At 66.8% G+C, this 15,111-nt stretch carries 13 protein-coding genes and 1 pseudogene; 3 read left to right on the top strand and 11 right to left on the bottom strand.

The features are described 5' to 3' along the window. Positions 1-78: 78 nt before the first annotated feature. Positions 79-1,857, top strand: coding sequence for a maltose alpha-D-glucosyltransferase (gene treS / locus CWS39_RS14115; protein ID WP_102143633.1), 1,779 nt, complete (start codon positions 79-81; stop codon positions 1,855-1,857). Next, a complete protein-coding gene (locus CWS39_RS14110) occupies positions 1,854-3,176 on the top strand; it encodes a maltokinase N-terminal cap-like domain-containing protein (protein ID WP_102143555.1) in 1,323 nt (440 codons plus the stop codon). The genes treS and CWS39_RS14110 overlap by 4 nt, the downstream gene beginning before the upstream one ends. Here the strand turns inward: CWS39_RS14110 and CWS39_RS14105 are convergent. The 4 genes from CWS39_RS14105 to glgX form a co-directional block, all read right to left on the bottom strand. Then, entirely contained in the window at positions 3,173-4,279 is a 1,107-nt protein-coding gene (locus CWS39_RS14105) for an acyl-CoA dehydrogenase family protein (RefSeq protein WP_102143554.1), read from the bottom strand. The genes CWS39_RS14110 and CWS39_RS14105 overlap by 4 nt on opposite strands. 8 nt (positions 4,280-4,287) lie before the next feature. Further along, positions 4,288-5,448: an acyl-CoA dehydrogenase family protein gene (locus CWS39_RS14100; RefSeq protein ID WP_102143553.1), complete on the bottom strand. Its 1,161-nt coding sequence runs from the start codon at positions 5,446-5,448 to the stop codon at positions 4,288-4,290. A 50-nt stretch (positions 5,449-5,498) separates the two neighbouring features. Next, complete coding sequence (locus tag CWS39_RS14095) at positions 5,499-6,002, bottom strand: TetR/AcrR family transcriptional regulator (RefSeq protein ID WP_102143632.1); 504 nt, start codon at positions 6,000-6,002, stop codon at positions 5,499-5,501. Positions 6,003-6,258: 256 nt separating this feature from the next. After that, positions 6,259-8,388, bottom strand: a complete 2,130-nt coding sequence (gene glgX / locus CWS39_RS14090; RefSeq protein ID WP_102143552.1) for a glycogen debranching protein GlgX — start codon at positions 8,386-8,388, stop codon at positions 6,259-6,261. Between the two features lie 26 nt (positions 8,389-8,414). On the opposite strand from glgX, the gene CWS39_RS14085 reads away from it, so the two are divergent. Then, the gene (locus tag CWS39_RS14085) at positions 8,415-9,215 is read left to right on the top strand and encodes an enoyl-CoA hydratase/isomerase family protein (protein ID WP_102143551.1); all 801 of its coding nucleotides are present in this window, start codon (positions 8,415-8,417) and stop codon (positions 9,213-9,215) included. On the opposite strand, the gene CWS39_RS14080 is transcribed toward CWS39_RS14085, so the two are convergent. The 7 genes and pseudogenes from CWS39_RS14080 to CWS39_RS14055 form a co-directional block, all read right to left on the bottom strand. After that, positions 9,212-9,763 (bottom strand): isochorismatase family protein, encoded by a 552-nt coding sequence (locus CWS39_RS14080; protein WP_102143550.1) that lies wholly within the window; start codon positions 9,761-9,763, stop codon positions 9,212-9,214. The genes CWS39_RS14085 and CWS39_RS14080 overlap by 4 nt on opposite strands. Before the next feature lie 18 nt (positions 9,764-9,781). Further along, on the bottom strand, positions 9,782-10,447 hold the full coding sequence (locus tag CWS39_RS14075) for a PAS and ANTAR domain-containing protein (RefSeq protein ID WP_102143549.1): 666 nt from the start codon (positions 10,445-10,447) through the stop codon (positions 9,782-9,784). 30 nt (positions 10,448-10,477) lie between these two features. Beyond that, positions 10,478-11,782 (bottom strand): hypothetical protein, encoded by a 1,305-nt coding sequence (locus CWS39_RS14070; RefSeq protein ID WP_102143548.1) that lies wholly within the window; start codon positions 11,780-11,782, stop codon positions 10,478-10,480. Next, on the bottom strand, positions 11,779-12,198 hold the full coding sequence (locus CWS39_RS14065) for a hypothetical protein (RefSeq protein ID WP_431306128.1): 420 nt from the start codon (positions 12,196-12,198) through the stop codon (positions 11,779-11,781). The genes CWS39_RS14070 and CWS39_RS14065 overlap by 4 nt, the downstream gene beginning before the upstream one ends. Continuing rightward, positions 12,195-12,368, bottom strand: a complete 174-nt coding sequence (locus CWS39_RS29190) for a hypothetical protein (RefSeq protein WP_199178114.1) — start codon at positions 12,366-12,368, stop codon at positions 12,195-12,197. The genes CWS39_RS14065 and CWS39_RS29190 overlap by 4 nt, the downstream gene beginning before the upstream one ends. Further along, positions 12,368-14,200, bottom strand: a complete 1,833-nt coding sequence (locus CWS39_RS14060; protein ID WP_102143547.1) for a hypothetical protein — start codon at positions 14,198-14,200, stop codon at positions 12,368-12,370. Before CWS39_RS14060 ends, CWS39_RS29190 begins: the two co-directional genes overlap by 1 nt. Before the next feature lie 61 nt (positions 14,201-14,261). Next, positions 14,262-15,020 (bottom strand): annotated as a pseudogene (locus CWS39_RS14055) (Orn/Lys/Arg family decarboxylase); the annotation flags it as partial. Positions 15,021-15,111: the final 91 nt, after the last annotated feature.

The following is a 15,111-nucleotide window of genomic DNA, read 5'->3' as shown; positions in this document are numbered from 1 at the left end:
GCGCGGATTCAACACCTACTTTGGGCCCGCATTTGCTGGTGATTCACGAGTGACCGGTGTGGGTAGGTTGGGATGTCGATGGACCAAACCAGCGATCCTTCCGCCGGCAGTCATGTCGAAGACGGTGTCGTCGAACATCCCACCGCTGACGATTTCGGCCACGCCCGCACGTTGCCCGAAGACCGCATCTGGTTCAAGCGCGCGGTGTTCTACGAGGTGCTCGTGCGCGCGTTCTTCGACAGCAACTCCGACGGCTCGGGCGATCTGCGTGGCCTCACCGAGCAGCTGGACTATCTCAAGTGGCTGGGCGTCGACTGCCTGTGGCTGCCGCCGTTCTATGACTCCCCGCTGCGCGACGGCGGCTACGACATCCGCGACTTCTACAAGGTGCTGCCCGAGTTCGGCACCGTCGACGACTTCGTCGAACTATTGGACGCGGCACACCGCCGCGGCATCCGGGTCATCACCGATCTGGTGATGAACCACACCTCCGATTCGCATCCGTGGTTTCAGGAGTCCCGCCGCGACCCCGACGGCCCCTACGGCGACTACTACGTGTGGAGCGACACCAGCGAGAAGTACAAGGACGCCCGCATCATCTTCGTCGACACCGAGGAGTCGAACTGGACCTTCGACCCGGTGCGCCGGCAGTTCTACTGGCACCGGTTCTTTTCCCATCAGCCCGATCTGAACTACGACAACCCGGCCGTGCAGCAGGCCATGATCGATGTGCTGCGGTTCTGGCTGGATCTGGGCATCGACGGCTTCCGGCTGGACGCGGTGCCGTACCTGTTCGAGCGCGAAGGCACCAACTGCGAGAACCTGCCCGAGACGCACGCGTTTCTCAAGCACTGCCGCAAGGTGGTCGACGACGAGTACCCCGGCCGGGTGCTGCTGGCGGAGGCCAACCAGTGGCCGGCCGACGTCGTCGAATACTTCGGCGATCCGGCGACCGGCGGCGACGAATGCCATATGGCGTTCCACTTCCCGCTGATGCCAAGGATTTTCATGGCGGTGCGGCGGGAATCACGGTTCCCGATCAGCGAGATCCTGGCGCAGACGCCGCCCATCCCGGAGATGGCGCAGTGGGGCATCTTTCTGCGCAACCACGACGAGCTGACGCTGGAGATGGTCACCGACGAAGAACGCGACTACATGTACGCCGAATACGCCAAGGACCCGCGGATGAAGGCCAACGTCGGCATCCGGCGTCGGCTGGCGCCGCTGTTGGATAACGACCGCAACCAGATCGAACTGTTCACCGCGCTGCTGCTGAGCCTGCCCGGCTCGCCCGTCATCTATTACGGCGACGAGATCGGCATGGGCGACATCATCTGGCTCGGCGACCGCGACGGGGTGCGCACCCCGATGCAGTGGACGCCCGACCGCAACGCGGGGTTCTCCACCGCCAACCCGGGCCGGCTGTATCTGCCGCCGAACCAGGACCCGATCTACGGGTATCAGTCCGTCAACGTCGAGGCGCAGCGCGACAGCTCGACGTCGCTGCTGAACTGGACGCGCACCATGCTGGCGGTGCGGCGCCGCCACGACGCCTTCGCCATCGGCGGCTTCCGTGAGCTAGGCGGCTCCAACCCGTCGGTGCTGGCCTATGTGCGCACCGTGGAGAGCGACGGTCGGGAGGACACGGTGTTGTGCGTCAACAATCTGTCGCGCTTTCCGCAGCCCATCGAATTGAACCTGCAGAGCTGGAATGGGTATACACCTGTCGAGATGACCGGCTACGTCGAGTTTCCTCGCATCGGCCAGCTGCCCTACCTGCTGACCCTGCCCGGCCACGGGTTCTATTGGTTCCAGCTCCGTGAACCGGAAGGAGATATGGGAGGGCAGCAGCCGTGAATCTGCCGTTCGCCGAATGGCTGCCGCAACAGCGTTGGTACGCCGGGCGCACCCGGGAACTGTCGTCGGCCGAACCGGCCAAGGTGGTGTCGTTGGGTGACGACCTCGACTTGGTGGTGCTCGACGTCGGCTACACCGATGGGTCGTCGGAGCGATACCAGGTGTTGGTCGAGTGGGACACCGCGCCGCGCGACGAGTACACCGCGGTCGCGACCATCGGCTCCTCCGGCGATCGCATCGCCTACGACGCGTTGTACGACCCGGCCGCCGCGCGGTATGTGCTGTCGCTGGTCGACCGCTCGGCCGTCGTCGACGACGTCGCATTCACCAAGGAGCCCGACGTGACGCTGCCCTTGGAGGCCGCACCGTGGGTGATGGGCGTCGAACAGTCCAACACCAGCGTGGTGTTCGAGGAAGAGGCGATTCTCAAGCTGTTCCGCCGCATCACGCCCGGCATCAATCCCGACATCGAACTCAACCGGGTGCTCGCCCGGGCGGGCAACCCGCATGTGGCGCGGCTGCTCGGGGCGGTCGAGACGACGCTCGACGGGCAGCCCTACGCGCTGGCGATGGTCACCGAGTTCGCGGCCAACTCCGCCGAAGGGTGGGATATGGCGCTGGCCAGCACCCGCGACCTGTTCGCCGAAGGCGATCTGTACGCCGACGAGGTGGGCGGGGATTTCGCCGGCGAATCCTTCCGGCTGGGGGAGGCGGTCGCCGCGGTGCACGCCACGCTGGCCGAGACGCTCGGCACGTCCACCTCCGTGTTCCCGACGGACGCGGTGCTGGAGCGGCTGCACGCAGTCGCGGACAGCGTGCCGGAACTGGGCGAGTACGTGCCGCTGATCGAGGAGCGCTACCGCAAGCTCGCCGAGCAGACCATCACGGTGCAGCGGGTGCATGGCGATCTGCACCTCGGTCAGGTGCTGCGCACGCCCGAGGCGTGGCTGCTCATCGATTTCGAGGGGGAACCGGGCCAGCCGCTGGAGGAACGCCGCCGGCCCGATTCGCCGCTGCGCGACGTCGCCGGGGTGCTGCGCTCGTTCGAGTACGCGGCGTATCAGCGGCTGATCGAACGTGGCGGTGACGATCAGCTGGACAAGCAGCTGGCCGCGCGCGCCCGCGAATGGGTGGAGCGCAACGTCAGCTCGTTCTGCGACGGGTACGCAGCGGCCAACGGCGCCGACCCCCGCGATTCCAGCGAGCTGCTCGAGGCCTACGAGCTGGACAAGGCCGTCTACGAGGTCGGCTACGAGAGCCGTCACCGGCCCAGCTGGCTACCGATCCCGCTGAAGTCGATCGCGCGATTGGTCGGTTAGAGCGTGACCACCTCGTAGTAGCCCAGCCCGTCCATCAGCACGTGCAACTGGTCCTGGCTCGAGCCCAGCGTGTGCTCGATCGCGGTGAGCCGCGCCGCGTAATGCCCGACCGGGTATTCCGCGGTCATGCCGATGCCGCCGTGCAGCTGAATCGCCTCCTGCGCGATGTGGCGACCGGAGCGGGCGATCTGCAGTTTGGCTCGCGCCGCGATGAGCGGGTCGACGTTGCCGTCGGCGATCGACATCGCGGCGTAGAGGTTCATGCTGCGGGCCAACTCCAGCGAGACATACATATCGGCTGCGCGCTGCGTCAGCGTCTGGAACGTGTTGAGCGTGACGCCGAACTGTTTGCGCGTCTTGAGGTAGTCGGTGGTCAGCCGCAGCGACTCCTCCATCGCCCCCAACGCTTCGGCGCACAGCGCCGACTGGATTCTGATGGCCGCACCCTGGATGGCGTCCGAGGCGTCCGCCGCATCGCCGAGCGGTTGGGCGGGCGTCTGGTCCAGGTCGATCTGCGCACCGCGCTGACCGTCGAAGGTGCGGAAGCTGTGCCGCGTGGCGGCCGCGGCGTCGACGAGGAACAACCCGGTGCCGCCTTGGGGCAGCGCGGCGCTGACCACCAGCGTGTCGGCGCAGTCACCGGCCAGCACCGGGTTCTTGCGACCGCTGAGGACCCACGAATCGCCTTGCTGCACAGCGGTTGTCGCCACAGCGCCGGTCGCGGTGCGCATACCGGGCTCGGAGTGGGCGAACGCCAGCAGTTTCTGCCCGGCGGCGACGTCGTCCAACAGCGACTTCTGCTCGTCGCTGCCCAGCTCGGCGATCAGTGCCCCGGGCGCCAGCGCGGCGTGCACCACCGGCTCCGGTGCCAGCCGTCGACCGATCTCGGTGAGCACCACCATGATCTCGATCTGCCCGCCGGCGTCCTCATCGAAGCCGAGGCCGAGAATCCCGATCTCGGCCAGCTGCTGCCACACGTCACGGCTCCAGCCCAATTCCGTGTCGAGGGTCTTGAGCCGGCTCTCCGGGTCGTAGCTTCGCGACAGTACATCGCGGGTGGTGTCGCGCAGCAGAATCTGCTCGTCGCTCAACTGAAAGTCCATGGCTTACCTCACAACCCGAGAATCGTCGACGCGATGATGGTGCGCTGCACCTCGTTGCTACCGCCGTAGATCGAGGTCTTGCGGTAGTTCAGATAACGCGGCGCGCTGTGTTGCGCCCACAGTGGCGAGGCGATGGCGTCGCCCGCGTCGAACGGCAGCGCGTCCGGGCCGGCGACCTCGACCAGCAGTTCGGTGGCCGTCTGCTGCAATTGGCTGCCACGCAGCTTGAGCACCGACGAGGCCGGATTCGGCTTGCCGTCCGCGGAGCCGGAAGCCACCCGCATCTGGGTGAGTTCCAGTGCCAGCACATCATTTTCGGCCTCCGCGAGCCGTGCGGCGAACAGCGGGTCGTCGAGCAGACCTGACGCCTTCGCGCGTTCTTTCACCTCGGCCAGCCGCACCTTGGTGCGGCCCACCTGCGCGATGCCGGTGCGTTCGTTGCCGAGCAGGAACTTCGCGTACGTCCAGCCCTGGTTCTCTTCGCCGACAAGCTGATCGGCGGGCACGCGCACGTCTTCGAAGAACACCTCGTTGACTTCGTAGCCGCCATCGATCAGTTTGATCGGCCGCATCGTGATGCCCGGGGTGTCCAGGTCGATCAACAGGAACGAGATGCCGGCCTGCCGCTTCGGCGCCTGCGGGTCAGTACGCACCAAGCAGAAGATCCAGTCCGCGTACTGGCCGAGGGTGGTCCAGGTCTTCTGCCCGTTGACGACGTAGCTGTCGCCGTCGCGGATCGCGGTGGTGCGCAACGAGGCCAGATCGGAGCCGGCCTCGGGCTCGGAGAAGCCCTGGCACCACCAGATGTCGAGGTTGGCGGTCGGCGGCAGGAAGCGCTCCTTGATCTCCTGCGAGCCGAACTCGGCGATCACCGGACCGACCATCTTGGCGTTGAAGGTCAGCGGCTCCGGCACGGAGGCCAGCTGCATCTCATCGAGCCAGATCTGGTGTTGCGTGGGCGTCCAATCCTTGCCGCCCCACTCGACGGGCCAGTTCGGCACCGCCAGCCCGTGCTCGTTGAGGATCTTGTGGCTGGTGACGATGTCGTCCTTGCGGACCTCGTCGCCCAGCCGGGTGCGTTCCCGGATCTCTGCCGGGATCTTTGTGGTGTAGAAGGTGCGGAGCTCGTCGCGGAACGCGGCTTCCTCCGGAGTGAGCGCTAGCTGCATGTCTGAAACACTAACCCGCCGGTTGGTTGGGTATGCGGCGACCGGTCCCGTCAGGGACGGAGCATGAAGTCCAGAAACTCGTCTCGCAGTTCGGCGGGGGCTTCCTGCCCGGGATCGGAGGCATGGAGCAGGCCGACACCCGTCGAGAACATCACCGCGGCGCGCAACACCCGCCCGTCACTGCGCCGCACACTCGCCGCGACCCGCTCGTCGGTCAGGGCCCACATCCGCATGACGCGCTCGACCGGCCAGTGCTGCGGGCGGACCAGCGTTGCCATCATCACGGTGAGCCGCTCGCGCGGATCGGTGTCGTGCAGCGTGAGGAAGCGGCGCCGATCCCGGTCCCGCAGTTCACCCCAGGCGTCGACGAGCGCGGTGCGGTACGCCTGCATGTCAGCGAAGTGCCAATAGAAACTGCCCTTGGTGACATTCAGTCGCTCGCACAGCCGGCCGATCCGGAGCGCATTCGGCCCGCCGTCGGCCAGTTCTGCAAATCCCGCCTGAACCCAATCATCGACCGAAAGCGGGCGGCCCGAACCACGCGGCGAGGCCATGTCCGGCAGCATACGGCGGCGACGACGCCGCGGCTGACACTTGCGAAAGTTAGGAATAGCAAAGAATTGCAACCGTGGCCGCCCCGGTAGGCGCCCTCGCTCACGGCTCCTACCCCACGGCCCGCCCAGCCGGCGGCACGACGAGAAACTCGGTGCCGGACTGGCGGCCACGGCTGCTGCAGCTAACGTACCATACTGCCTGGTACGGGGCAGGAAATCGGCTGGCGTTTCGGGGTTTAACGGTCGGGCGACTGCGTCAGCCTGCGGCGGATTGCAGCACGATCACCGCGCGGGCGTCGACGGTGACGGTTTTGCCGGCGGCGACGGCCTCGTGCTCGGCGTCCGCCGCCGCCGCGGTGTAGATCACCGGTATCCACGATGCACCGAAATCGCTTGGCGGTAGCGTGAATTCGATCGCCTCGTGGTGCGCGTTGAAGCACAACACGAACGAATCGTCGGTGACGCGCTGGCCGCGCACGTCGAGGTCCGGTATGCCCAGGCCGTTGAGGTAGACCGCCAGCGATTTGGCGAAGCCGGTCTCCCAATCCTCTTCCGTCATCTCCGACCCGTCCGGGGCGAACCACGCGATGTCGGGCACCCCCGGCCTGCCGCTGCCGCGCACCGGCCGGCCGTCAAAGAACCGCCGGCGGCGGAACACCGGATGTCCCGCGCGCAGCGCCGACACCGCGCGGGTGAACTTCATCAGATCGGCGTCGGCGTGGGCCCAGTCGATCCAGGACAATTCGTTGTCCTGGCAGTAGACGTTGTTGTTGCCGCGCTGGGTGCGGCCCAGCTCGTCGCCGTGCGAGAGCATCGGCACACCCTGCGAAAGCAGCAGCGTGGTAAGGAAATTCCGCTGCTGACGGGCGCGCAACGCATTGATGGCGGGATCATCGGTCGGTCCTTCCGCGCCGCAGTTCCACGACCGGTTGTGGCTTTCGCCGTCGCGGTTGTCCTCGCCGTTGGCCTCGTTGTGTTTCTCGTTGTAGGACACCAGGTCCCGCAGCGTGAAGCCGTCGTGCGCGGTGACGAAGTTGATCGACGCCACCGGGCGACGGCCGGTGCGCTCGTAGAGATCGGCCGATCCGGTCAACCGGTAGGCGAATTCGTCGAGGGTGGCCGGCTCGCCGCGCCAGTAGTCCCGAACGGTGTCGCGGTACTTGCCGTTCCACTCTGTCCACTGCGGCGGGAAGTTGCCCACCTGATACCCGCCCGGTCCGACGTCCCACGGTTCGGCGATCAACTTGACCTGGCTGACCGTCGGATCCTGTTGCACCAGTTCGAAGAACGCGCTCAGCCGGTCCACATCGTAGAATTCGCGGGCCAGGGTGGCGGCCAGGTCGAAGCGGAACCCGTCGACGTGCATCTCGGTCACCCAGTACCGCAACGAATCCATGATCAGCTGCAGGGTGTGCGGGTGCCCGGCATTGAGGCTGTTGCCGGTGCCGGTGTAGTCCATGTAGTAGCGCTTGTCGTCGTCGACCAGCCGGTAATAGCCCGCGTTGTCGATACCGCGGAAGCTCAGCGTCGGCCCCAGGTGGTTGCCCTCGGCGGTGTGGTTGTAGACCACGTCGAGGATGACCTCGATGTCGGCCTCGTGCAGAGCCCGCACCATCGCCTTGAACTCCTGCACCTGCCCGCCCGGGTTGGTGGAGCTGCGGTATTTGGGGTCGGGAGCGAAGAACCCGATGGTGTTGTAACCCCAGTAGTTCGACAGGCCCTTGTCGATCAAGGTGGAGTCGTTGACGAAGTGGTGCACCGGCATCAGCTCGATGGCGTTGACGCCCAACGCTTTCAGGTGCTCGATGATGACGGGGTGGGCCACCCCGGCGTAGGTCCCGCGGATCGCTTCGGGAATGTCGGGATGAGTCTGGGTGAGGCCCTTGACGTGTGCCTCGTAGATGACGGTGTCGGCGTACTCATGGCCGGGCGGGCGATCGGTGCCCCAGTCGAAAAACGGGTTGATCACCACGGATTTGGGCATATGCGCCGCCGAGTCGTCGTCGTTGCGGCTGTCCGGGTCGCCGAAGTTGTAGCCGAATAGCGGTTGCCCCCAGTCGAATCGGCCGTCGATGGCCTTGGCGTACGGGTCCAGCAGCAGCTTGTTCGGGTTGCAGCGCTGACCGGCGTGCGGATCGTACGGACCGTGCACGCGATAGCCGTATCGCTGTCCGGGCTCGATGTTGGGGATGAAGCCGTGCCAGACGAACCCGTCCACCTCGGGCAGCACGATCCGCGTCTCGGTGCCGTAGTCGCCGAACAGACACAACTCGACCCGTTCGGCGGCCTCGGAGAACACGCCGAAGTTGGTGCCGGAGCCGTCGTAGGTGGCGCCCAGTGGGTAGGCCTTGCCCGGCCAGACCTCAGGCGCAGCGCCATCGTTCACTACGGCGACGATACGGTGTCGTCACGATGCCCTCACATCGAACCTTGTTGACGACGGCGGATCGCGGCGTGGCCACCATCACGCTCAACCGACCGCGGCAGCGCAACGCCGTCGGCGACGGGATGCGCGAGGAACTGGCTGACGCGTACCGGGCATGTGACCGCGACGACGACGTCCGCGTGATCGTGCTGACCGGAACGCCGCCGGCGTTCTGTGCGGGCGCCGACCTCGGCGAGGGTGAGGACACGTTCACCAAGCCGGGGCCGGGCTTTTCCGCGGCGGGTATCGACGTGCCCGCGTGGACGCTGTCCAAGCCGGTGATCGCGGCGGTCAACGGTCATGCGATCGGCTTGGGCCTGACGCTGGCGCTGCAGTGCGACATCCGGTTGTTCGCGGCCGACGCGCGCTACGGCGTCGTGCAGGTGCGACGCGGTGTGGTCGGCGACGCCTACTCGCACTGGATATTGCCGAGGCTCGTCGGGATCGCGAACGCGGCCGAAATTCTTTTGACCGGTGCGACTTTCGACGGGCACCGCGCTGTGGCGCTGGGTTTGGGCAGCCGGGTGCTCGACGCCGACGACGTGCTGCCCGCGGCGCTGGAGTTGGCCCATGACATCGCCGAGAACACCGCGCCGATGTCGGTGGCCGCGAGCAAGCGGCTGCTGTGGGATTCGTTCGACCTCGACCGCGCCGCCGTGGGCGCCCGCGAGACTGAGATTCATCTGCGGCTCATGGCCCACGACGACGCAAAGGAAGGTGTGCGCGCGCATCTGGACGGGCGCCCGCCCAGGTGGACGGGCAGACCCGCCGACCCGACCCGCGGCTAGGCGACCGCGACGCCCGCCTTTTGTAGATCGTCGAGCGCCTTGGCCGTCGATTCGGGAGCGACGCCGGCGGTCAGGTCCTGCAAGACCCGCGTGGCGAAGCCCGCTTTGGCGGCGTCGGCGGCGGTGGCCTTCACGCAGTAGTCGGTGGCGATGCCCACCACATCCACTGCGTCGACGCCGCGTTGTCGCAGCCAATCGGCCAGCGACGTGCCGGATTCGTCGGTGCCTTCGAAGCCGCTGTAGGCCGCGGAGTACTCGCCCTTGGTGAACACCGCCTCGACGGCGGCGCTGTCGAACGCCGGGTGAAAATCGGCGCCCGAGGTGCCCACCACACAGTGCGGCGGCCAGGACCGCTGGTAGTCGGGCTGATCGGAGAAATGATCGCCCGGATCGATGTGGTAGTCCTTGGTCGCGACGATGTGGGCGTAGTCGGGCCGGCTCGCCAGCAGCTCGGTGATCCGTTGCGCGACAGTGGCGCCGCCGGTCACCGCCAGCGAACCGCCCTCACAGAAGTCGTTCTGCACGTCGACGATGATGAGCGCTCGCATGCCTCCACGGTATCGCCGTCACGCGCTCGCGGCATCGATGCGTTCATGCGCGGTCAGCAGCAGGTGGTCGAAAACGGCCCGCGGCGGCAGGGTGTCCTCGTAGCGCAGTTCCGCGAAGTCGGCGAGCAGCTGTTCGGCCAGCATGCGCAGCTTGACGTTGGAGTCCTGCGAGCGCCATTTCAGCAGCTCGAAGGCGGCGTCGGCGTCGATGCGGTAGATCACCATCAGCATGCCTTTGGCCTGTTCGATGGTGGCGCGGTTCTCCGCGATCTCGGCGACGGCTTCGCTGACCAGCTGCGCGGTGACGTGGTCGGCCGGCGTCACGTCGACGTAGAAACCGTGCGTGCCGACGACGTTGCCGGCCTCGTCGTAGAGCTGATCGCCGATGACGACGATGGAGTGCGTCGTCCCGTGGGTGTCGACGATGCGGTGCCGGGTGCTGAAGGTCTTGTGGGTGCGACGGATATCGTCGAGCGTCGCGGCGATCTGGATGCGATCGTCGGGATGTTTGTGCGACAGCACCAGCTCCGTCGTTGGCGTCACGGTGCCCGGCTCATAGCCGTGCATGCGCTGCACCTGCTCCGACCATTCCCAGCGTTCGTCGTCGAAGTAGAACCGGAACCAGCCGACGCGTTGCGGTGAACCACCGGCCAGCGCCTGTTCCAGCGAGTCGTGGCCGGGCACGGCGTCACATTACCCGGTTCGGTTCCGCTGCTACCCGCCGAACAGCAGATACAGCCCCGTGAAGGTGTAGCCCACCATGACGAGCATCATCGCGAGCTGACCGGTCAGCTGATGTCCGGACGGCAGCAGCCGCAACGCCCGGTCGTGGGCCGCCACCACGGCGGCCACGTGGCCGGCCACCACGAAGCCGACCTTGAGCGTCGCCAGCACCGAAGGGTGCAGCGACAGAACGTAATTCACCTCCGCCTCGCCCAGACCGAGCAGATTCCAGCCGCGGCCCAACGGGTCGGCCAGCAGGATGACGGTTTGCTGGCCTCGCTCGATGAGATAACTCAGATAGTGGGCGAACACGTAGCCGATCACGATCGGGATCAGCGAGTGCGCCATCAGCCCGGGCAGCTCGCGGCGACGCTGCGCGTCAACGCCGCCGGTGGCGCGGGCGGCCAGCCAGAACGTACCGGCCACCACCGCGGCGAAGACCACGAGCCCCGCGGTGTTGAACAGAATCGGCGCGCCATGGCGGTCGACGAAGTTGCGCCACTGCGGCATCGCCGAAAAGCTGTCGAACGCGGTGGAGCCGAGCAGAACCGCCAGCACCGCGAGGGTGCCGGACCGCACCGGCAGTGACGGCAGGTGGTCGAACGGGTTGCCGATCACAATGCGACGGGTTTCGGCGTTGCGGCGCAGCGGCGACAACCGGGACGCCACCACGCTGTACACCTCGAACGGGTCGGCACGGGCACACCAGCGTTCACCGACCCACAGCGCGCCGGCGAATGTGACGGCCAGGTACACCAGCAGCCAAAGGCGGATGGCGCCAATGGATCCGGGGTTCGGGCTGGCCAACTCCAGCCACACGAACGCGAACAGCCCGAGTGCGGCGGGCCAGTAGCCCCAGCGTTCGGGATAGCCGGCGCGCGGCCGCAGGCCCGTCAGCCGATACACCGTGCGCACCGGCGAAATCGCCCGCCACACAGGGCCGATGAGCAGCGACACCGCGACCAGGCCCACCCACAGCAGCACATAGAAGACGCCTGGCAGCGGGTTGTCGGCGTTCTGCGGGCCGAAGAAGGCGGCCATCGCCACCCACCCGGTGAACAGCAGCGCCGCGGATGCCACCGCCCAGCGCGTCACGGGCGCGTCGACCACGGATGTGAGCCAGCGGGGCAGGTCGCGTCCCGGCTTGCCCGGGTCGAACCGCGGCCGCCGCCACGCGAACGCCACCACCGCGAAGGTGAACGTCAGCGCCCAGGCCGCGCCGATCAGCGCATAGGTGTAGGGGATGGGCAGATCGGTTGAGCCGCCCAAACCGTGGGCCAGCAGGCCGACCCTCACCTGACTTCGATGGTGGCGATCGTGCGCTTCAGCTCATGCAATTCGACCGCAACCCGGCCGGGCACGTCGACGGTGAACTGGAACGACTGCGCGGGCTTCGGTTCGACCTTGAAGGTGTGCTCGGGGTTGGAGTGCACATGCAGCTCATCGGCGGCATCGCTGTTGACCCGAATCACGATGGGCTCCTTGACTTTCCCCTCCAGCTCGGCGTTGGTCGGGGTCACCTCGCCGCCCTTGATGGTCACATCGATCACCAGTCGGTTGGGCGGCGCCTGCTGATCGGTCATGTCGGCGGGGCTGATGGTCGACGGTGATGGGCTCGCAGTGTTGGCGCCGGTGTCGGAGTTCTCCGACCCGCATGCGGTGAGGATCAATCCCGTTGTGGCCAAAACAGTCAGTCCGATTCGCTTAGTCACGGTGATCCATCTTGGTCGGTGTTGTCGGTGTCGTCATGTCGAGAGTCGTCGGGGTTGCGGCGGTTGCGGATCGCGATGTACGCCACGACGCCCGCCACCACGACGGCCGGCGCGAACGCCGGCAACGCGAGCAGCAGCGTGTGGTCGGCGAGGTAGGTGACGTGGCTCATCAGGTCTGCGGTTGCACGGCTTGAGGCGGCGCGGCGCCGCTGCGGGCCTCCAATTCCTTGGCGTTGACCCGGCCAGCACCCCACGTCAGCAACGCAATCAAGATCAGCGTGCACACGAGGACCACCAGCGATGCCACGTTGAACAGCCACGACGGGTGATCGAAGTTGCGTTCACGCTGCAGCACAGTGATTTCCGGGACGAACGCACGTGTGCTCGACGCCAGGGCCGGCAGCCCCTCGGCGCCGATGCCGGGATCCTCGGGCAAGAAGATCGGCACCGCGGCCATCGTCCGCCCGTCCTGCACCCGCAGCACCGTCTTCCACGAGCCCCAGACCGGGATCGGCTGGGTGGACCGGTAGCGGCCGGGTCCGACGCGCTCGAGCGGATCCACCACCAAACCGCGATCGTTGGCAAGGCCGCCCTGCCACGCCAGGATCGACACCCACTCGGGGTCGTCGCTGATCAGGTTGGCGGGTGTGATCTGCACGTCGGCCGACACCATCCGCTGACCGTCGTTGCTGGGCAGATCGGTCAAAGTCACACTGGCGTTGGCGTTTTCGGGCACCTCGACGCGCAAGCCGTTGCCGACGGCGCCGGCGATGACCAACACCGTCACGACCACCGCGGTGATACCCACGGCCCGTCGCGGCAGCCGCTGACCCGTCAGCACCATGCCGAACAGCCCGCCGCAGACGCCGGTGGCGACGGCGACGGGTATGGCCATCGCCAGCGCTTCGGGCCACATGCTCGTCGGCCACGGATAGTGATACATCGCGCCGATCCACAACGACTCCAGCCACAGGCCCACAGTGGCGATGCCCAGCCCGCCGATGGCGCCGAACAGGATGGGGCGCTTGATAAGTGGAGTCAGCGCGATCAGTTCGATGACGATCGCGGGACCGAGGTACAGCGCCCACCGGCTGATCGGTGCGTCGAGCGCCGACCCGACGAACCACGCGATCCCGCCGCGCAGCACGGTGGCCAGCAGGACTGCCACGATCGCCGCGCCCGGGCCCAGCGTGAGTCGCGCCGCCACCAACGCCAGCGCCGCCGCCCCGGCAATCATCATGGGCTGCAACACCAGCCGGAACTGCTCGACGCCGAAGTCGTACTCGATCTGGAACACCGACAGTCCGATGACCAGACCGCCGAATGACAGATACCGCAGGCCTTTCAGCGCCCAGCCGTCTTGCCGGGCGTCGGGCCCCAGGGCCAGTCGGCCCTCGTGTTCGAGCAGCAGCACCCCGATCAGTGACAGTCCGGCTCCGCCGATCAGCATCAGATGTGTTGGGCCCCAAAGGGTGACGTCCTGGCCGAAGATGCGGTGCCAGATGTCGTCGAGCGGGAACCCGATCAGCGCGTACAGCCCGCAGGTGGCCATCAGCAGGCCTCCGACCGGCGCCCACCAGCTGTTGGTGATGCGCACCGCGGCCGGGCCGGGTTTGTCGTAGGGCAGCACGATCGCCATCGATCCCGCGATGAACAGCAGGAACAGTCCGATCAGGATGAAGTAGTGCGCGGGGTTGGCCAGCGGGCCGGCATCGCGACCCTTGCCGATGTGCAGGCTGACGTCCCAGATGAACCCGAACAGCGCGCTGATGATCGTCGCGGTGAAGAGGAATACCTGCAGCGCCACCCAAGGCGGTCGGTTGAAGCGGCGGCCGGTGCGCTCCGCCAGGTTGTGCAGCCAGGTGATGCGCCGCATCCGGTGCAGGTAGCCGATCCACAGCAGTGCGACGGTGACGATCAGCGCGGCTACCGACATGCCGATCACCTGGTCGAGTGCGGCGCCGCCACCCTCGTTGCCCTGCGCAAGCACGGAAGACCCCATAGTCATCTCCACCCGTTGAGTGATCGCCGGCCCGAACCTACTGGGCAGTAATGTTGCCAGACTAGGCCACCACGCGGAACGTCTTCAGTGACGTATCCGCGGCGTCCGGCACGTTCATGCCGGCTTCCAGGCCGGTCCGCAGGTAGTCGATGACGGCGTCGTTGAGGCGTTCGCCGGGCACGACGGCCGGGATGCCAGGCGGGTAGGGAGTGATCTGCTCGGCCGCGATGCAGCCGCTGGCCTGCTCGGCGGGCACGGTTTTCACCGGTCCGATGAAGGCGTCGCGCGGCAGCTGCACGGTCTCCAGCTCGATTTCCGACGGCGACGGCAGCCGCATCGGCGGCGGTGCGTCGAACTCGTTGGCGGCCTTGCGCCAGGCCCACAGTCCATCCAGCAGGCGGTCGGTGGTGGACTTGTCGTCGGCGAACGACAGGGTGGCCAGGATTCGCCGATGGTCGCTCATTCCCATGTCGATGCAGCGGTGTTCGCGCAGCCAGTCGGCGGCCTGATAGCCCGACGTTCCGGTGGCGGAGATGTCCATCAGCACTTGCAGCCGGTCCAGGTCGTGGGAGGCCTCCACGCCGAGCAGCTCATCGTCGAGCACCTCGACATCGGGCAGGAGTTCGATGTCGTCGCGCAGCCCACGCGCCAATTCCAGTGCGGCACCGAGCAATTCACGGCCGTGCTGAACCATTTGCCGACGCCAGCCGTCGAGCGCGGCGTACACCAGCACGCTCGGACTGGTGGTCATCATCAGGTCCGCACACGCCGAGAGCCGGTCCTGGTCGACCAGATCGCCCTGAAGGTGGAACACCGAACCCGTCAGTTATCAGGCGTTAAATTCTCAAAACACGCCTTAAAGGTGTGTTGAAGTGCAGTTTTATCCACGCATACATGTAACCTATTAGGTA

Origin of the sequence: Mycobacterium hubeiense, assembly GCF_002838065.1 — a bacterium.
Classification (GTDB): domain Bacteria; phylum Actinomycetota; class Actinomycetes; order Mycobacteriales; family Mycobacteriaceae; genus Mycobacterium; species Mycobacterium hubeiense.
The sequence above is the reverse complement of the archived record's forward strand: the minus strand, read 5'-3'. Positions and strand labels throughout refer to the sequence as shown.